An 18,735-nucleotide genomic window follows, 5' to 3' on the forward strand; every position below is an offset into this window, starting at 1 on the left:
TTACTGACACAATCTTTGTGAAAAATACAGGAGGTTTCATTAATGGCAAAAGAAACATACGAACGAACTAAGCCCCATGTAAACATTGGTACTATTGGCCATATTGACCATGGGAAGACTACCTTGACTGCAGCTATTACTAAGGTATTAGCTCAAAAAGGTTTAGCTAAAGAAGAAGATTATGCTGATATTGACAAGGCACCTGAGGAACGTGAACGTGGTATCACGATCAACACTGCCCATGTTGAATACGAAACTGAGAAACGTCACTATGCTCATATTGATGCCCCAGGACATGCTGATTACATCAAGAACATGATCACTGGTGCCGCTCAAATGGATGGTGCTATCTTAGTTGTTGCCGCAACTGATGGTCCAATGCCACAAACTCGTGAACATATCCTTTTGGCTCGCCAAGTGGGTGTTGAATACATCGTGGTCTTCTTAAACAAGATCGACTTAGTTGACGATGATGAATTGATCGACTTAGTTGAAATGGAAGTCCGTGAATTACTTTCAGAATACGATTACCCTGGTGACGATATTCCTGTTATCCGTGGTTCAGCTCTGAAAGCACTTCAAGGCGACGAAGAACAACAAAAGGTTATCTTACACTTAATGGACGTTGTTGATGAATACATCCCAACTCCAGTTCGTGATAACGACAAGCCTTTCTTAATGCCTGTTGAAGATGTCTTCACCATTACTGGTCGTGGTACTGTTGCTTCTGGTCGTATCGATCGTGGTACTATCAAGGTCGGCGATGAAGTTGAAATCGTTGGTCTTAAGGAAGAAGTTCTTAAGAGTACTGTTACTGGTTTGGAAATGTTCCGTAAGACTCTCCCATTTGGTGAAGCCGGCGATAACGTTGGTGTCTTGCTTCGTGGGATTAACCGGGACCAAGTTGTTCGTGGCCAAGTTCTTGCAAAGCCAGGTTCGATCCAAACCCACAGTAAGTTCAAGGGTGAAGTTTATATCCTTTCTAAAGAAGAAGGTGGCCGTCATACGCCATTCTTCTCAAACTACCGTCCACAATTCTACTTCCACACCACTGATATCACTGGTGTTATCGAATTGCCTGATGGCGTAGAAATGGTTATGCCTGGCGATAACGTCACTTTCGAAGTTGACTTGATCGCTCCAGCTGCCATTGAAAAGGGTACTAAGTTTACTGTTCGTGAAGGTGGCCACACTGTTGGTGCCGGTGTTGTTTCAGATATCATGGACTAATACCTACCTAAATGAACATAAAAAGTCCGAGAAGGTTATCTTTTCGGACTTTTTTATTTGAATGTTTTATTATTTGAATGAAGGACGACTTGAGAATATTGAGAGGCGTCGTGTAACCGAATCGATTCATGCGAAAAAGGACGGCTTCTATATGTTGCAGTGCAGTCTAATGTTTACATTTAGGCTTCCTTACGTTAAACTAAAAGCTGTACGCAATTTGAGTATGATCGTATTCGAAGATATATTTAATTTCGGAGGGAATATAATGGCTGCAAAATGGGAAAAAAAGGACACCAACAAAGGCGAATTAACCTTTGATATTGATGCCGACCAAATTAAGAAGGGCTTAGACCAAGCCTTCGCAAAGACCAAGAAGAACTTAGCTGTTCCTGGCTTCCGTAAAGGAAAGGTTCCACGTCAGATCTTCAACAAGATGTATGGCGAAGAAGCACTTTATCAAGATGCTTTGAACATTGTTTTGCCTGATGCATACGAGGCAGCAATCAAAGAAGCAGGTATCGAACCAGTTGATCAACCACAAGTTAGTGTTGATTCAATGGAAAAGGGCAAGCCATGGGTCTTAAAAGCGGTCGTTACAGTTAAGCCAGAAGTTAAACTTGGCGACTACAAAGACTTGAGCGTGACGAAGCAAAACACCCGTGTCTACCAAAAAGACATTGATGCTGAACTAGAATCTCGTCGTCAATCACAAGCTGAATTAGTTTTGAAAGAAGACGAACCAGCTGCTAAGGGTGATACAGTTGTAATCGACTTTGATGGTTCCGTTGATGGTAAGCCATTCGATGGCGGTAAAGCTGATAACTATTCACTCGAATTAGGCTCTAACTCATTCATCCCCGGTTTTGAAGACCAATTAGTTGGTCACAAGGCTGGCGAAGATGTTGACGTTAAGGTCACCTTCCCAGACGACTACCAAGCTGAGAACTTACAAGGCAAGGAAGCCACTTTCAAGACGACCATTCATGAAGTTAAGGCAAAGCAATTACCTGACCTTGACGATGAATTTGCTAAGGATGTTGACGAAGAAGTTGACAGCTTAGATGAATTGAAAGCTAAGATCAAGGATGAATTGAAGGAAAAGAAAGTCACAGCTGCCCACAACGCTATCGAAGACGAAGCCATTGGCGAAGCTGTCGACAACTCTGAAATCCAAGAAGTTCCCGAAGCAATGAAGGAAGAGGATATTCACCGTCAGATGGATCAATACCTAGCTAACATGCAACAACAAGGTATCGACCCTAAGACTTACTTCAAGTTAACTGGTACTAGCGAAGATGATTTACACAAGCAATTTGCTGCAGATGCAGAACGCCGTGTAAAGACCAACTTAGTTCTAGAAGCCGTTGTTAAAGCCGAAAAGATCGAACCTTCTGAAGATGATTTAACCGCTGAAGTTAAGGATCTTGCCGGTCAATATGGTATGGAAGAAAGCGCTGTTCGCTCAGCCCTTTCAGATGACATGTTGAAGCATGATATTGCCGTTAAGAAGGCAGTTGATATGATTACCGACTCAGCTAAGCAAGACAAGTCTAAAAAAGACGAAGAAAACGAAAAGAACGAAAAGTAGTTTTCAACGCAAGCATTGCTAACAAAGGCCCTAAAGCGAGGATATTTGATTCTTGTTAGGGCCTTTGTTTGTGTTTACAGGCCTCTTGCGCAAAGTCACTGGAGGAGTTAGGGTGCATTCTAACCGTTAATTGACGGTTGTTTCACATGAGCTTTTCCTTTCCCAGTCCCGGCTTTGTATGGTATAGTAGCAGTTGCGTTAAAGAAAAATATAACCGTAAAAATTAAAGAGGGGTGACTCTTAATTGTTTGAAAATACTGATACAACTGGCCCCGTAAATTGTTCTTTTTGTGGTAAGTCACAGGATCAAGTAAAAAAAATCGTTGCTGGTCCTGGTGTTTATATCTGCAATGAATGTATCGATTTATGCAAAGAAATCATCGATGAAGAATTTAGTGAAGAGAGCTCAGAAACTGTTTTTGACGTACCAACTCCACAACAAATCGTTGATTCTTTGAATCAGTACGTTATTGGTCAAACTGAAGCTAAAAAGACGCTTTCAGTTGCCGTTTATAACCACTACAAACGTGTGAACGAAATGGCCACTAACAAAAATGATGGTCCTGAATTGCAAAAGAGTAATATTACGATGATCGGGCCGACTGGTTCAGGTAAGACTTACCTGGCACAGACACTGGCTAAAATTTTAAACGTGCCGTTCGCAATTGCGGATGCAACGACCTTGACTGAAGCCGGGTACGTTGGTGAAGACGTTGAAAACATCCTTTTGAAGCTGCTGCAAAACGCCGACTATGACGTGGAGAAAGCTGAAAAGGGCATCATCTACATTGATGAAATTGATAAAATTGCCAAAAAGGCTGAAAATGTGTCGATTACCCGTGATGTTTCCGGTGAAGGTGTCCAACAAGCACTGTTAAAGATTTTGGAAGGCACTACTGCTAACGTTCCGCCGCAGGGTGGCCGTAAGCATCCGCAACAGGAGTTTATTCAGATCGATACCACGAATATTCTCTTTATTGTGGGTGGTGCGTTTGATGGTATTGAAACGATTGTTAAAAACCGTCTTGGTGACAAAACAATCGGCTTTGGCACGGATTCAGTCCATCAGCCAATCGATACGTCGGAAAGTCTCATGCAGCGAGTAGCACCAGAAGACATGCTGGAATTTGGCTTGATTCCTGAATTTATCGGGCGTTTACCAATTCTGACTGCCTTAGAGAAGTTGTCTGAGGATGATCTGGTACGGATCTTAACGGAGCCGAAGAATGCCTTAGTTAAACAGTATCAGCGGCTGATCTCACTTGACGGTGCTGAGCTTGAGTTTAACGATAGTGCGTTACGTGAAATGGCTAAGTTGGCCTTGAAACGTAATACCGGTGCCCGTGGTCTGCGGTCAATTATCGAAGATGTAATGCGCGATATTATGTTTGAATTACCAAGTCGTGATGACGTTGCTAAAGTCGTTGTTACGGGTGATACTGTAAAGGATCATCAAGAACCGGAGTTAATCTTAAAGGATCAAAAAGCGTCATAAGGCGCTTGTGGTCCGCAACTAATGTCGAGTGACATTTCAAGCCGTATGTTCCGCGTTATGGAGCATACGGCTTTTATTTGGTCAAGCAAACGGAGGTCACAATGGAAGTACACAATGTTGAATTGGTAATGAGTGCGGTTGATCCCAAACAATATCCCAAAACCGGTCAGCCAGAAATTGCGCTAGTAGGTCGTTCAAACGTCGGTAAGTCATCTTTGACGAACGTGTTGATCAACCGCAACAGTTATGCCAGAACGTCGAGTCAGCCAGGAAAGACCCAAACTTTGAATTTCTATCACGTGGAAGATGCCCTTTATTTTGTGGATGTACCTGGTTACGGGTATGCGAAAGTATCTAAATCAGAACGTGAAAAGTGGGGTCAAATGATTGAAACTTATTTGACTGGCAGACAGACACTGAAAGGTGTGATCTCGCTAGTTGATGGCCGTCACGCACCAACGGCGGATGATCAGACGATGTATACTTGGCTGAGCTACTATGATATTCCAACGTTGGTTGTTGCGACCAAAATGGATAAGATCGCTGGTGCCAAGTGGAATAAGCAGCTTAGTCTGGTGAAAAAAACGTTACAGATCCAGCCGCAAGATGATCTGCTGCCATTTTCGGCGCAGACTAAATCAGGCAAAAAAGAAGTCTGGCAGTGGATCGAACAACATGCATTTGGGGGCAAATCATAATGGAATTTAATGACTATCAAAAAGCTGCCAACCGAACGTTATTTGGCAGTGAACAGGTTTTAACTAACTGTGCCCTGGGCCTTTCTAGCGAAACCGGCCAGGTCGTGGATCTAGTCAAACAGTATACGTTTCAGGGGGAGAAACTGGACAAGCAAAAACTGTCCAAGGAAATGGGCGATGTCCTGTGGTACTTGTCCCAGGTTGCTGAATGGGCTGATATTCCCTTTGAAGATGTGGCCAGTGACAATATTGACCGCCTAAATAAGCGTTACCCCAATTTACCAAACAATCATTAATGAGTTTATGTTCAGATCAAAAAGCTCGCCGGTTAGTCAATTCGTTGATTAATCGGCGAGCTTTTTTGGTTGTCTAATCGCATGACGAGCGAGGCCTTGAAACTGTAAATTATTTAAAAATATGTATATAAACTGTAATAACGGTACTTTTTATGTATAAATAGCAAAAAACACTTGCATTTACTGAATACAGGTGTTAATCTCGTACCATTAAGTTAAAAAGTTGAATTGAGAGGGCGTAAAAACATGACAAAAAATAAAAAAGTTGTATTAGCATATTCCGGTGGACTTGACACTTCAGTAGCGATTCCTTGGTTAAAGGATAAGGGCTATGACGTGATTGCTTGCTGCATCAACGTTGGTGAAGGTAAAGACTTGGATTTCATCAAGCAAAAGGCACTGAACGTTGGTGCTGTTAAGGTCTATGTGATCGATGCTCTGGAAGAATTTGCAGAGGATTACGCGATGGTTGCTTTACAAGGCCACACGTATTACGAAGGCGAATATCCATTGATTTCAGCATTGTCACGGCCACTGATCAGCAAGAAGTTAGTTGAAGTTGCGCAACAAGAAAATGCGCAAGCCGTTGCCCATGGCTGTACTGGTAAGGGGAATGACCAAGTACGGTTTGAAGTTGCCATCCACGCCTTGAACCCAGCGCTGGAAGTTTTGAGCCCAGTTCGGGACTGGCACTGGTCACGGGAAGAAGAAATTGATTACGCTAAGAAGCACAACATTCCGATTCCAATTGACCTTGACTCACCATACTCCATCGATGCTAACATTTGGGGCCGGGCCAACGAAGCCGGGGTTCTCGAAGATCCTTGGGTCAGCGCACCAGAAGATGCTTTTGCGTTAACGAATCCCATCGATAAAACACCGGATACGCCAACGGACCTTGAGATTACCTTCGTTAAAGGGGTACCAACCAAGATTAACGGTAAGTCAATGCAGCTAGCTGATCTCATTCAAAAATTAAACAAGATTGCTGGTGAAAACGGGGTTGGCCGGATCGACCACATTGAAAACCGGTTAGTCGGGATCAAGTCACGTGAAGTTTACGAAGCACCCGCTGCCACCGTCTTGATGAAGGCGCACAAGCAGCTAGAAGACCTTACCTTTGAACGGGATCTTGCCCACTTCAAGCCAGTGATTGAAAAGCAGTTAACGGAAATGATCTATAACGCACTATGGTTCTCACCATTGATGGACGCTTTACTCGCCTTCTTGAAGAAGACGCAAGAAGTCGTTACCGGTGTGATCAAGCTGGAACTCTTTAAGGGCAACGTGATTACATTAGGCCGGAAGTCAACTAGTTCACTGTACGATAAGAACTTGGCAACGTATACCTCTGCTGATTCATTCGACCAAGAGGCTGCGAAGGGCTTCATCAAGTTATGGGGCTTACCAACGACCGTTTATTCACAGGTTAAGATGAGGAACCAGCAATCTGCCTTTGTGAACGCGGTAACTCAAAACAACAAGTCGAAGGTCAAAGTTGCGGTCAAGTCAGACGAAAAGCAGGATCAAACGGAGGGGGTAACCAAGTAATGGCAACCAAAAAGCTCTGGGGTGGCCGGTTCCAAGAACAGGCGGCTGAATGGGTCGATGAATTTGGGGCTTCCATTTCCTTTGATCAACTGATGGCCGAAGAAGATATTGAAGGTTCTTTGGCCCACGTTAAAATGCTTCAAAAAACCGGCATTGTGCCTTCTGACGACTGTGATCAGATCATTGCGGGATTGGAAGGAATCCAAACCGATCTGGAAGCCGGAAAGCTCAAGTTTACCGTTGAAAATGAAGATATTCATATGAATATTGAAGCGATTTTAACGGATCGCATCGGTCCCGTGGCTGGTAAGCTGCACACCGCGCGATCGCGTAATGATCAAGTGGCTACGGACTTTCACCTGTATTTAAAGAAACGGTTACCTAAAGTGATCGATGAAATTACCACGGTTCAAAAGACCTTGGTGAGCTTGGCTGAAAAAAACGTTGAAACCATCATGCCAGGCTACACCCATTTACAGCACGCTCAGCCCATTTCTTACGGTCATTATTTAATGGCCTACTACCAGATGTTCAAGCGTGACAAGGAACGGTTTGCGTTTAATGAAGTGCACACCGATATCTCACCGCTGGGCGCAGCGGCTTTGGCCGGAACGACCTTTCCAATCGATCGGCAAATGACGGCGAAAACGCTGGGCTTCAGCAAAGTTTATGCGAATTCACTGGACGCGGTTTCCGACCGTGACTTCGCGCTGGAATTTCTCAGTAACAGTTCGATTTTAATGATGCACCTGTCGCGATTCTGTGAAGAACTCAGTATGTGGGTCAGCCATGAATTTCAGTACTTGGAATTATCAGATGCGTATACAACTGGTAGTTCGATCATGCCACAGAAGAAGAATCCCGACATGGCAGAGTTGATTCGGGGTAAGAGCGGCCGGGTCTATGGCCATTTGATGGGCTTATTAGCCACTATGAAGTCGTTACCGCTGGCGTATAACAAGGACCTGCAAGAAGACAAAGAGGGTGTCTTCGATACCGTTAAAACGTTATTGCCAGCCCTCAAGGTTTTCAATGGTATGTTGTCCACGGTAACGGTTAAGACCGATAACATGAAGGCAGCTACGGAAAATGATTTTTCAAACGCCACTGAGTTAGCTGATTATCTGGCAACTAAGGGCGTTCCCTTTAGAGAGGCGCACGGCATTGTGGGGCAGTTAGTTTTGAAGGGGATTCAGACCCATCAAAACTTACAGGATATGTCCTTGAGTGATCTCAAAAAGGCTTCACCGTTAATTGAAGAGGATGTTTACCACGATTTGAAATCAGAAGTAGCGGTTGAACGCCGTCATTCTGAGGGCGGTACTGGTTTTGATCAGGTCCGCAAACAAATTGAACAGGCGAAAAAAGAAATTAAGGCATAAAAAAACGACACCCATGTGGGTGTCGTTTTTGTGGTTATTTATGATAGTTGCGATGCTCTTTAATTAAAGCTTTGGCCTTTTTAGTGGCGTCTTTTTGTTCATCGTGTTTTAAAAACTTGTCACGTTTTTCATCCTTTAGATCCATCTCGGCAAACTTGCCAAACATGGCGTCGAGGTTATCTTGACGCTTTACTTTTAATCCCATGATGTAGTCAACTCCTTCACTGCGCTTAGTTTATCATGAGTGGGGGTGGGAAGCAAGCAAGGTGCGAGGGCAGGCGTTTAGGGAGTGAAGTGTAAGGGGCGATGAGGTGTGCCGATGGGCTTGCGGCAGACCTCATCGCCCCTTACATGCAACTCCCTGCCTGACCGAGCCCGATTAGGCAATAGAGAAGTGAACGGGTGTGTGCCGGTGGGCTTGCGGCAGACCTCATCGTCCCCTTACATGCAACTCCCTGCCTGACCGAGCCCGATTAGGTTATATAGAAAGCATTAGCGCTTTTAACTAGCATAACTGGTATATACCTAAATTGAATAATGTATATAAAAGTGTATATCAATCAAAAAATCAATTTATCTTGTATAAATGAGACTTTTTCCCGTTTTTTATTGCATAAAGAATGATTTGGGTGTAGTGTAGAAGTTACTTAATTTAGAGAGGGAGTTAGCGCGAATGAAAGTCAAGGGGAGAAACATATTACTCACCGTTATGACATTGTGTTTGTCATTATTATTCTTATTTACGATTCAGCCATCACATTCCATTACCACTACCACTGCATATGCAGCGGATAATTCACTGCAGAGGATTAAGGATCGCGGTAAGATCATTATGGCGACTTCGCCAGATTACCCGCCTTATGAATTCCAAGTCAGCAAACACGGTAAATCTCAAGTTGTTGGGATGGATGTTGACATTATGAAGCAGGTTGCTAAGGACTTAGGCGTGAAATTAGTCGTCAAGAGCATGTCCTTTAGTAACGTGTTAGTTGCCGTTGAAACTGGGAAAGCCGACGTTGCCATGAGTGGGATCAACCCAACTCCTGAACGGCGTCAAAGTGTTGATTTCTCAAAGATCTACTATAATGGTGGTCAATCCTTCTTGATCAACAAGACGGATGCCGGTAAGTATACAAACAAGGCATCGTTGGCACATAAGATCATTGGTGCCCAAACCGGGACCTTACAATATAATTTAGCTAAATCCAAGATTCCTGGTGCTAAAGTCAAGGGGATGGATAAGAACACCGACCTTGTGTTAGCACTTAAGACTCATAAGATTGATGCACTGGGTATTGAAACCCCATCTGCTGAAGCTTACGTGAAAAATGATCCTGATTTAAAGATGATCAAATCCGGTTACAATCTGAACAAGAACGATACCGGTTCAGCTATGGCGCTCAAAAAGGGTTCTGGCACCTTAGTTGCTGCCATCAACAAGAGTATTACTAAGATCAAAGCTAAAGGCTTACCTAACCAGTATCTGGCACAAGCTGGTAAGTACATGAAAGTTAACACACATAACACGTCAATGATGCATTACTGGACTTACTTTGCCAAAGGGATCGAATACACGCTGATCATTTCAGCTATCTCAGTTATCTTTGGGGTTTTGCTAGGGACGATCTTAGCTTTGATGCGGTTTAGCAAGAGCAAGCTGCTTCACGCTATTTCAATTGCCTACGTTGAATTCGTTCGTGGGACACCATTGATGGTTCAAGTGATGTTCGTTTACTTTGGGATTGGAATCGTGGTCAACCTGCCAGCGTTATTATCAGGTATCATTGCCGTTTCACTGAACAGTGGTGCTTACGTTGAGGAAATTATTCGTGGCGGGATTAATTCCGTTGATAAAGGTCAAACGGAAGCTTCCGCTAGTCTAGGGTTAGCTAAAACGGATACCATGCGGTTCGTTGTTTTGCCTCAAGCGTTGAAGAATATCTGGCCAGCACTTGGTAACGAATTTGTCTCACTGATCAAGGAAAGTTCAATTGTTTCCATCATCGGTGTCACTGATCTGATCTACCAGTTAAACATTGTGCGTGCCGACACGTATCGTGGGGTTATGCCAGTGTTCGTTGCCATGATCATTTACTTCGTGATGACGTTTATCTTAACAAGAGTTCTGAACTACTTTGAGGGGAGAATGAAGCATGCCAAATAAACCATTAGTTGAAGTTAAAAAACTTAAAAAGAACTATGGCGATACCGAAGTCCTAAAAGAAATCGACGGCACGGTTATGCCTGGTCAAGTGATCTGTGTGATTGGCCCTTCAGGTTCTGGTAAAAGTACGTTCTTACGTTGCCTGAACATGTTGGAAACACCAACGTCAGGTCAGGTGTTATTTGAAGGAAAAGATACGCAGAAGTTTTCAGAAAATGAATTAACGACTTTACGTGAACGGATGGGCATGGTTTTTCAAAGCTTTAACCTGTTCCCTAATTTGACGGTGCTTGAGAACTTGAAGTTAGCACCGATTCGGGTTAAAAAGATGTCTGACAAGGACGCTGAAGAAAAGGCTTTGGCCCTGCTTAAACGAGTTGGCCTTGGAGAAAAAGCCAACGTTTACCCAGACAGCCTATCTGGTGGTCAGGCACAACGGGTGGCCATTGCCAGAGCCTTAGCAATGGATCCGGAAATGCTGCTGTTTGACGAACCTACCAGTGCGCTGGATCCCGAAATGGTTGGTGAAGTACTGGCCGTTATGAAGGAACTAGCCGAGGAAGGGATGACAATGGTCGTTGTCACTCACGAAATGGGCTTTGCCAAAGAAGTTGCTAACGAGGTCTGGTTCATGGCGGACGGCTATATTCTAGAAAAGAACGAGCCTAACGAGATGTTCGATCATCCGAAAAACCCACGTACTAAAGACTTTATTAGTAAGATTATTGGTAACTGATCAAAGCGTTAAATGATGTCAAAAACACCCTGGTTCGATTGTCGAATCAGGGTGTTTTTGTGTGGACTTGGCTGGGCATCTAGCTTGCTCCAAACATGTATTCGGCGTTATAATTAAACGTCGAAACTGGGGCAGTGTGACGTAACCACTGAACCGAGATCATGAAGTGAAAGGAGGCCTTTGATTTGGCCACCGAATATCTTGAACACAAATTAGCGCTTTTACCCGATATGCCGGGAATTTATATGATGAAAAACATCAACGGGCACATCATTTACGTTGGTAAAGCCAAAAACTTAAAAAACCGGGTGCGGTCCTACTTTAAAAGCAGTCATGAGGGGAAGACCGCCCGTTTAGTCTCTGAAATTGCTGATTTTGAAACCATTGTGACTTCGACTGACAAGGAAGCCTTTTTGCTTGAAATCACCATGATTCAAAAGCATCAGCCGCATTACAATATTAAGTTAAAGCAGGGGACGGGCTACCCGTACATTAAGATTACGAATGAACGTGATCCCACCATGCTGATCGTCAGTTCGATTCGAAAGGATGGCGCGTACTACTTTGGCCCGTACCCCAACGTTTACGCCGCTGAAGAGACCCTGCATTTTTTGCAGAAAGTGTACCCTTTACGCCGTTGCAACGGGTTCCAAAACCGGCCTTGTCTGTATTACCACATGGGGCAATGTCTGGGAGCCTGCTTTAAAGAAGTTCCCAAGGAAGAGTATGATCAGCAGATCGAACGCATCAAATCCTTTTTGAACGGTAACGTTGCCACGGTGAAGCGGCACTTAAATGCCCGGATGAAAAAGGCGTCCGATAACCTCGAATTTGAGCGGGCTGCCGAGATTCGCGATCAGATGCATTACATTGAAGTGACGGTGGAAAAGCAGAAGATCATTTCTAACGATCAGACGCCCCGAGATATCTTTAACTTCTATCTGGATAAGGGCTGGTTATCGGTTCAGGTCTTCTTTATCCGTCAAGCGCGGCTGATGAAACGTGAAAAGCGGCTGTTCCCGATCGTCAACGATGAGATCGAGGAAATGACCAGCTTTATCATTCAGTTCTATCACCGTAAAAACAGTGTCTTTCCAAAGGAAATTTTGGTGCCTGAAAGCTTGCCTAAAGAGATCCTAGAAGAGATGCTGCCAATGCCGGTGAGAACGCCGCAGCGGGGTGAAAAACGGGCGCTATTAGAGATGGCTGGTAAAAATGCGCGGTTAGTCTTGGAAGAGAAGTTCCGGTTATTGGAACTAGACGAAAAGAAAACCACTGGTGCCATGAAGGAGATCACCGATGCTTTGGGGATCGCGCCGGGACATAAGATCGAGGCGTTTGACCACTCACACATCCAGGGTGCTGATCTGGTTTCAGCAATGGTCGTGTTTGTTGACGGGCAGCCGAATAAGAATTTATACCGGAAATATAAGCTGCGAACCGTAGATCACGCGGATGAAGCGGCCAGTACCCGGGAAGTCATTCGCCGGCGCTATACGCGTCTGCTGAAGGAACACGCTGCCATGCCGGACCTGATCTTAATGGATGGCGGCACGATTCAGCTGGACGCCGTCAAAGACGTTTTGATCAACGAACTGGGGCTGAACATTCCGGTAGCTGCCATGGTCAAAAACGATAAGCATAAAACGGCCGATCTCCTGTCTGAAGTGCAGGATACGCCGCTTCACCTTGATCCTAAATCACAGGGATTTTATCTCCTGCAGCGGATTCAAGACGAAGTTCACCGGTTTGCCATTACCTTTCATCGCAAGGTCCACGCTAAAAACTCGTTGAGTTCGCGTTTGGATGATATCGAAGGGGTGGGGCCAAAGACCAGAAATAAACTGTTGCGGAAGTTTGGCTCAATGAAGAAAATTGCGGCCGCAACGCCGGAAGAACTGCATGAACTGGGTATTTCGAAGTCAGTTGCCGACACAATTCACCTCACGTTAGCGAAAACGACTTTGACCAGTTAACAGTAAACTTAAAAAAAATTCAATAAACGGTGGTAATTTAGCGGTATTCAGTAGATAATAGCAAGGTTAGGAATGTTCGAATGAAATGGAATAATGGAGAAATGCTATGTTTGTAGATCACGTAACAATAAATGTTAAGGCCGGAAATGGTGGCAACGGAATGGTTGCCTTCCGGCGAGAGAAGTATGAACCAAATGGTGGGCCAGCTGGTGGCGACGGTGGCCGTGGCGGCAGTGTTATCTTTAAAGTTAACTCGGGCCTGCGGACACTGATGGACTTTCGGTTTAATCAGAAATTTAAGGCTGACCACGGACAAAATGGCGGCATTAAAGGGATGACTGGCCGCGGTGCTGAAGACCGCATTATTTTGGTGCCTTTAGGGACCACCATTATTGATGATGAGACCAATACGGTCATTGCGGACCTTGTGCATACTGACGATCAAGTCGTGATCGCGCAAGGCGGTCGTGGCGGTCGTGGTAACGTCCACTTTGCCACGCCGAAGAACCCCGCACCAGAATTAGCTGAAAACGGCGCCCCTGGAGAAGAGCGCCGCGTTCGCTTGGAATTGAAGCTGTTAGCTGACGTTGGGCTGATCGGGTTCCCATCGGTTGGAAAATCGACGTTACTGGCGGCGATTACCAGTGCTAAGCCGAAGATCGGTGAATATCATTTTACAACGATCACCCCTAACCTCGGGATGGTTAAGTTAAGTGACGGCCGTGACTTTGCGGTGGCTGATCTACCCGGTTTAATTGAGGGTGCAGCCAGCGGTGTGGGTCTCGGAATCGAATTTTTGAAGCACATCGAACGGACCCGGGTACTGTTGCATTTGATTGATGTCAGTGGGTTTGAAGAACGTGATCCCTACGATGATTTTCTGAAGATCAACGCTGAATTAAAGAAGTATGATTCAGATTTGCTGAAACGACCGCAAATCGTCGTGGCAACTAAGATGGATCTGCCGGACTCAGCTGAAAATTTGGCAACTTTGAAACAGAAGCTGGCCCAAGATACCACGCTTGAGACGCCACCAATTGTGATGGCCATTTCAAGCGTGACCCATGATGGGTTAACACCGCTGATTCGCAAGACGGTTGAAATTCTTGATCAGACCCCAGCCTTTCCGGTTAAGGGTGTCGATGACCTTGAACAGATGCTCAACCCTGAGGATCAAGCAGCGCAAACGGCTGACTTTGCAATTAATCGTGATGAGAATGGCACGTGGGTCCTGACTGGTGCCAAATTAGAGCGGTTGTTCCAGATGACGAACATGGATCATGAAGAAAGCACACTGCGCTTTGCACGGCAAATGCGGGGGATGGGTGTCGATGATGCCTTACGAGAAAAGGGTGCTCGTAATGGTGATCTAGTTCAGATCGACGACTTTACCTTTGAATTTGTAGAATAGCATTATTGGCATAATAAGAGTATAAGAGGAAACGAGGGAGAATTGATGCAACACGCAGGGAGCAGACGGCTTAAGCATAGCCGTTATATTTCTGGATTTGACGGAATCCGAACTGTTGCGGTAATCGGTGTGATTGTTTATCACCTATTGCCCTATAGTTTGCAGGGAGGCTATTTAGGCGTTCCCATATTCTTTGTGGTTTCGGGATATTTAATCACTGACTTGCTCTTACAGGAATACGAACAAAATTCGCGAATCGACATTATCGGGTTTTATATCCGACGAATGAAGCGACTGTATCCAGCATTAGTGACGATGGTATTGACGACGGCAGCGTACATTACTTTATTTCAGCGCTCACTGTTTGTCAGTTTAAAGGCTATCATTAGCACTAATTTACTTTACGTGTATAACTGGTGGGAAATCGGTCATGGTCAATCTTACTTTGACCGGTTCAACGGAGAGTCGCCGTTTACACACCTTTGGTCACTATCGATTGAAGGGCAGTTTTACTTGATTTGGCCACTGGTTTTAGTGGTGTTACTGTTTATTTTTAAGGAACGTAAATCCATCTTTTACCTGATTTTAGGATTGTCAGTTTTGTCGGCGATCTGGATGGGCTATCTTTATACGGGAACCGCGATGACCAACCGGGTCTATTACGGGACCGATACCCGAATGTTTGCGATTTTACTAGGTGTCGCATTAGCCTTTGTTTGGCCTGCGACGAAGTTAAAGTCAGAGCTGAATAGTCGAGCGAAGTGGTTATTGAACGGTGCTGGGATCGTTAGTTTTTTGATCTTGGTAGTGATGTTCTTTACCATGTCCGGTCAATCAAGCCTGACTTACCATGGCGGGATGTTCCTGTTTACGCTGCTATCAGCTATTTTGGTCGCAACTGTAGCGCACCCAGCTGGATTTATGAATCAGCTGTTTACTAACCGGGTCTTCGACTGGGTCGGTAAACGCAGCTACGGGATTTATCTGTATCAGTTCCCAATCATGATTTTCTACGAAGCCAAGGTGACTAACATCGCTGCTCACCCAGTGCTGAACGCGCTAGTAGAAGCCGTTTTAATCTTGATCGTGAGTGATTTATCCTACCGTTATTTGGAAAATCCAACGCGGCATTACACTTATAGTCAACTGCCAAGTTTGATCAAGCAGTTCTTCCAGAGTCCGAAAAAGTTTGGCTGGCGTAAGTACGTCATTATTCCGGCAGCCTTAGTCACTGGTGTGGCACTGTTTGGTGCAGCTACTAGTCCGACCCATTCGGAAGCCAATAATTCGGCGCTTCAAACCAACATTAAGCATAATCAAAAGCAGGATGCGTCTTCTAATCGCGCGGCTTTAAAGAAGCAGCGTGAAGCGAATAAAAAGGCGGCTGCGGAAAAGAAGCGTGAAGAAGCTTGGAAGAAAGTCAAATTGTCAGCCCATCAAAAAGAGCTGATGAAGACGTATGATCTTTCCAAGCGTCAATACGTTCAGGTGAAGGATCTCTCGGTAACGGCCATTGGGGATTCCGTCATGGTGGATGTCTCTAAGGATATTCGTCAGGTGATCCCGAATACCTACGTTTCCGCGGGTGTTGGCCGACAGATCTGGCAGGCACCTAAGGAGATTGAATCACTGAAGTCACAGGGTGCCCTGGCTGATAATGTGGTGGTCAATTTAGGGACTAACAGCCCCATGACTGATAGCCAAATTGACAAGGTGATCCGGATGATCGGCCCTAAACGGCATATCTTCTGGGTCAACACCCACGTGCCGACCCGTAACTGGGAAGCTTCCGTGAACGCCACGATTGCTAAAGCGGCTAAACGGTACCCTAACGTTGAAATGGTTGACTGGCATGATTTGAGTAAGGACCATCAAAACTGGTTCTACTCTGATAATGTCCATCCTAACCCAACTGGGAACCGTAACTTTACCCGCTTATTAATTCAGCGGCTGACGGCTTCTAATTCACCACTAGAAAAATAAAAAAACACCGTGTGCGAACGTTTAACGTCAGTACACGGTGTTTTAGTGGTTATAAAGTTAAAGATCAATCTGAATGGCAGCAGGTGTTTTTGAGACCGGCTGGCCGGATTGATTGAAGCTGCCTGAGAATTGAATGCGCAACTGGTTGATCTTAAAGCTGGTGGGGCCAGCCAAGATCATGGCCGAAAATGTGCGGGTCTGATTTTTATGAATGACCTGTCCAGCGCTAGGATCACTGATGCCGGTTGAAGAAAATGGTTTTGAGCCATTCAAACTCACTTTTTGAATCCCGTCAATTTTAACGCTGTTTTCTGAGCTGTTGTTAACGGTGAATTTAACCTGTAAGGTTTGATACGGGTTAGGCAGCTGGCCAACATTGAAGGCCTGCTGTGCCATTTGAACGGCCCGTTTGGTCTTGGCGTTATTGTTAAACCGCTTCGTATCAGTAATGTGATACGTGATGCCGCGATTAGCCGTTTGCTGGTTTTGGGGTTTGTTTTGAGCTAAAGTGAGTTTGGTGCCAGCCTGGTCATAGGCAAACTGACCCGGAACGGAAAGCAGTCCTGATTTTTGATAGTTCTGGTCGTTCTTTTCCGAACTGGGTACCTGATAGGGTTTCATGGTCGCCTGATCAGACGCGGACCGCTCAGGCGTTTTAGCTGATTGGCTCGACGAAGACACCGAACTTGATTGTGCTTGTTTGTTGGTTTTAGCCTGGCTCCCGCAGCCAGTTAAGATAAGGCTAGCTGTCAAAATGACAGTTAACATGAAATGTTTATCTGACATATTAAATCCCTCCATTATTTAAATAACAGCCAGTGCCCGGATTGGCGAAAACCGTATAGGCGTTCATCATTAGATCGAAATACGGTTAAGTCCTGATCAAAGTGGGCTGCATGCTGCCGTAAACCAGCGACAGTTAAGGGCGTCTGGGTAACGGTGTGCAGTAAGAGCTGCTGGTCAGCAGCTGACATACCGCTAATTGGCTTTATTGGACTGGTATCAAGCCCCAATTTTAAGCTGGGATCCAATAGATGGACTAGTGTGATGAGTTCTCCTAGGCGCATTTTTTCACTCCCTCTAAGAGCCATTATACATTATCTGGGTCACAATAAGCGGGCCGGGTGATTTTAGTTTTTCAGTGATAATCGTCACCGTTTCAGCTAAATAATCAAACAATCCGACGTTGAATCTGATACAATTGTAGGGTTGAGATCCACTTTAAAAAGGACCAGATGACACCGGTCAAATGTTCGGTGCAAGATAGATAGAAAAGGAAGACAGATATGCAAATTGAATTTTTAGGTACCGGTGCCGGTTCCCCAGGAAAGTTTCGTAATGTTAGCAGCCTGGCATTACGGTTACTGGAAGAACGCAATTCCATCTGGCTGTTTGATGCCGGTGAAGGCACCCAGCACCAGATTTTAAGAACCACGATCAAGCCCCGTAAAATTGATAAAATCTTTATTACCCACTTGCATGGCGACCATATTTTTGGGCTGCCAGGCTTACTTAGCAGCCGTTCATTTCAGGGCGGTAATGATAAGTTAACGATTTATGGACCGAAGGGGATCCGCAATTTTGTGCTGACCAGTTTAAAGGTTTCTGAAACGAAATTATCCTACTTCATTGAATTTGTGGAATTAACTGATGGCGGTAAGATCTTTGAAGATGATAAATTCACGGTGTACGCCGCGCATTTGGATCACAAGATCGAGGCCTTTGGTTACCGGGTAGTTGAGCACGACCACCCCGGTGAACTGATGGTGGATAAACTGCAGGCTGATCAAGTCCCGTCTGGACCGATTTACGGGCAGCTTAAGGCCGGCAAAACAGTGACTTTACCCGATGGCAGAGTGATTAACGGTCAGGATTATATCGGTCATGCCCAAAAGGGGCGGATCGTGGCTATTTTAGGCGATACGCGCAAGACGGCCAATAGTTACAAACTGGCGGAAAACGCCGATGTATTAGTTCATGAAAGCACCTTTGCGAAGGATGAAGCAGCCATGGCGCACAGTTATTACCATTCAACTAACGTGCAGGCAGCTAACATTGCCAAGACCGCCCACGTGGGTAAGCTATTGCTGAACCATATTTCCGCTCGTTATAACGGGAAACTGGCGCATGATCTCGAAAAGCAAGCGCAAAAAGTCTTTAGTAACACGAAGGTCGTCAAGGATTTTGATATCGTTGATGTGCCGTTTGATAAAGAACGGAAATAG

The 18,735-nt window shown here is 45.0% G+C and carries 16 protein-coding genes; 13 read left to right on the forward strand and 3 right to left on the reverse strand.

Annotated features, from left to right (window positions below; translation table 11 throughout):
* The first annotated feature begins 42 nt into the window (after positions 1-42).
* The 7 genes from tuf (at position 43) to argH (ending at position 8,240) form a co-directional block, all read left to right on the forward strand.
* Complete coding sequence (gene tuf, locus CES79_RS09720; RefSeq protein ID WP_089137050.1) at positions 43-1,230, forward strand: elongation factor Tu; 1,188 nt, start codon at positions 43-45, stop codon at positions 1,228-1,230.
* A gap of 265 nt (positions 1,231-1,495) precedes the next feature.
* Positions 1,496-2,818: a trigger factor gene (gene tig / locus CES79_RS09725; RefSeq protein WP_089137051.1), complete on the forward strand. Its 1,323-nt coding sequence runs from the start codon at positions 1,496-1,498 to the stop codon at positions 2,816-2,818.
* Between the two features lie 244 nt (positions 2,819-3,062).
* On the forward strand, positions 3,063-4,313 hold the full coding sequence (gene clpX, locus CES79_RS09730) for an ATP-dependent Clp protease ATP-binding subunit ClpX (protein WP_054654636.1): 1,251 nt from the start codon (positions 3,063-3,065) through the stop codon (positions 4,311-4,313).
* 101 nt (positions 4,314-4,414) lie between these two features.
* Positions 4,415-5,011 carry a ribosome biogenesis GTP-binding protein YihA/YsxC gene (gene yihA / locus CES79_RS09735; RefSeq protein ID WP_089137052.1) on the forward strand — a complete coding sequence of 199 codons (597 nt, stop codon included), beginning with the start codon at positions 4,415-4,417 and terminating at the stop codon, positions 5,009-5,011.
* A complete protein-coding gene (locus CES79_RS09740) occupies positions 5,011-5,307 on the forward strand; it encodes a nucleoside triphosphate pyrophosphohydrolase family protein (protein ID WP_054654634.1) in 297 nt (98 codons plus the stop codon). Before yihA ends, CES79_RS09740 begins: the two co-directional genes overlap by 1 nt.
* A gap of 246 nt (positions 5,308-5,553) precedes the next feature.
* Positions 5,554-6,858, forward strand: coding sequence for an argininosuccinate synthase (locus tag CES79_RS09745; RefSeq protein ID WP_089137053.1), 1,305 nt, complete (start codon positions 5,554-5,556; stop codon positions 6,856-6,858).
* On the forward strand, positions 6,858-8,240 hold the full coding sequence (gene argH, locus CES79_RS09750) for an argininosuccinate lyase (RefSeq protein ID WP_089137054.1): 1,383 nt from the start codon (positions 6,858-6,860) through the stop codon (positions 8,238-8,240). Before CES79_RS09745 ends, argH begins: the two co-directional genes overlap by 1 nt.
* Before the next feature lie 34 nt (positions 8,241-8,274).
* Here argH and CES79_RS13030 read toward each other — a convergent pair whose 3' ends face one another.
* Positions 8,275-8,445 carry an SPJ_0845 family protein gene (locus CES79_RS13030; RefSeq protein ID WP_170173524.1) on the reverse strand — a complete coding sequence of 57 codons (171 nt, stop codon included), beginning with the start codon at positions 8,443-8,445 and terminating at the stop codon, positions 8,275-8,277.
* 504 nt (positions 8,446-8,949) lie between these two features.
* Here CES79_RS13030 and CES79_RS09755 point away from each other — a divergent pair.
* The 5 genes from CES79_RS09755 to CES79_RS09775 all read left to right on the forward strand — a co-directional run bounded on the left by CES79_RS09755 (position 8,950) and on the right by CES79_RS09775 (position 16,510).
* Positions 8,950-10,404: an ABC transporter substrate-binding protein/permease gene (locus tag CES79_RS09755; protein ID WP_408005822.1), complete on the forward strand. Its 1,455-nt coding sequence runs from the start codon at positions 8,950-8,952 to the stop codon at positions 10,402-10,404.
* Positions 10,394-11,140, forward strand: coding sequence for an amino acid ABC transporter ATP-binding protein (locus tag CES79_RS09760; protein ID WP_054654632.1), 747 nt, complete (start codon positions 10,394-10,396; stop codon positions 11,138-11,140). The genes CES79_RS09755 and CES79_RS09760 overlap by 11 nt, the downstream gene beginning before the upstream one ends.
* Before the next feature lie 185 nt (positions 11,141-11,325).
* A complete protein-coding gene (gene uvrC / locus CES79_RS09765) occupies positions 11,326-13,116 on the forward strand; it encodes an excinuclease ABC subunit UvrC (RefSeq protein WP_089137056.1) in 1,791 nt (596 codons plus the stop codon).
* A 106-nt stretch (positions 13,117-13,222) separates the two neighbouring features.
* The gene (gene obgE / locus CES79_RS09770; protein ID WP_089137057.1) at positions 13,223-14,527 is read left to right on the forward strand and encodes a GTPase ObgE; all 1,305 of its coding nucleotides are present in this window, start codon (positions 13,223-13,225) and stop codon (positions 14,525-14,527) included.
* A 45-nt stretch (positions 14,528-14,572) separates the two neighbouring features.
* Positions 14,573-16,510, forward strand: coding sequence for an acyltransferase family protein (locus tag CES79_RS09775; RefSeq protein ID WP_089137058.1), 1,938 nt, complete (start codon positions 14,573-14,575; stop codon positions 16,508-16,510).
* A 57-nt stretch (positions 16,511-16,567) separates the two neighbouring features.
* Here CES79_RS09775 and CES79_RS09780 read toward each other — a convergent pair whose 3' ends face one another.
* Both CES79_RS09780 and CES79_RS09785 read right to left on the reverse strand, forming a co-directional pair.
* The gene (locus CES79_RS09780) at positions 16,568-17,296 is read right to left on the reverse strand and encodes a hypothetical protein (RefSeq protein ID WP_054654630.1); all 729 of its coding nucleotides are present in this window, start codon (positions 17,294-17,296) and stop codon (positions 16,568-16,570) included.
* Between the two features lie 14 nt (positions 17,297-17,310).
* A complete protein-coding gene (locus CES79_RS09785) occupies positions 17,311-17,577 on the reverse strand; it encodes a hypothetical protein (RefSeq protein WP_089137059.1) in 267 nt (88 codons plus the stop codon).
* Positions 17,578-17,796: 219 nt separating this feature from the next.
* On the opposite strand from CES79_RS09785, the gene rnz reads away from it, so the two are divergent.
* Positions 17,797-18,735 (forward strand): ribonuclease Z, encoded by a 939-nt coding sequence (rnz, locus tag CES79_RS09790; RefSeq protein ID WP_054654628.1) that lies wholly within the window; start codon positions 17,797-17,799, stop codon positions 18,733-18,735.

The sequence above is a fragment of the Secundilactobacillus silagei JCM 19001 genome (genome assembly GCF_002217945.1).
In the GTDB taxonomy this organism is placed as follows: Bacteria; Bacillota; Bacilli; order Lactobacillales; family Lactobacillaceae; genus Secundilactobacillus; species Secundilactobacillus silagei.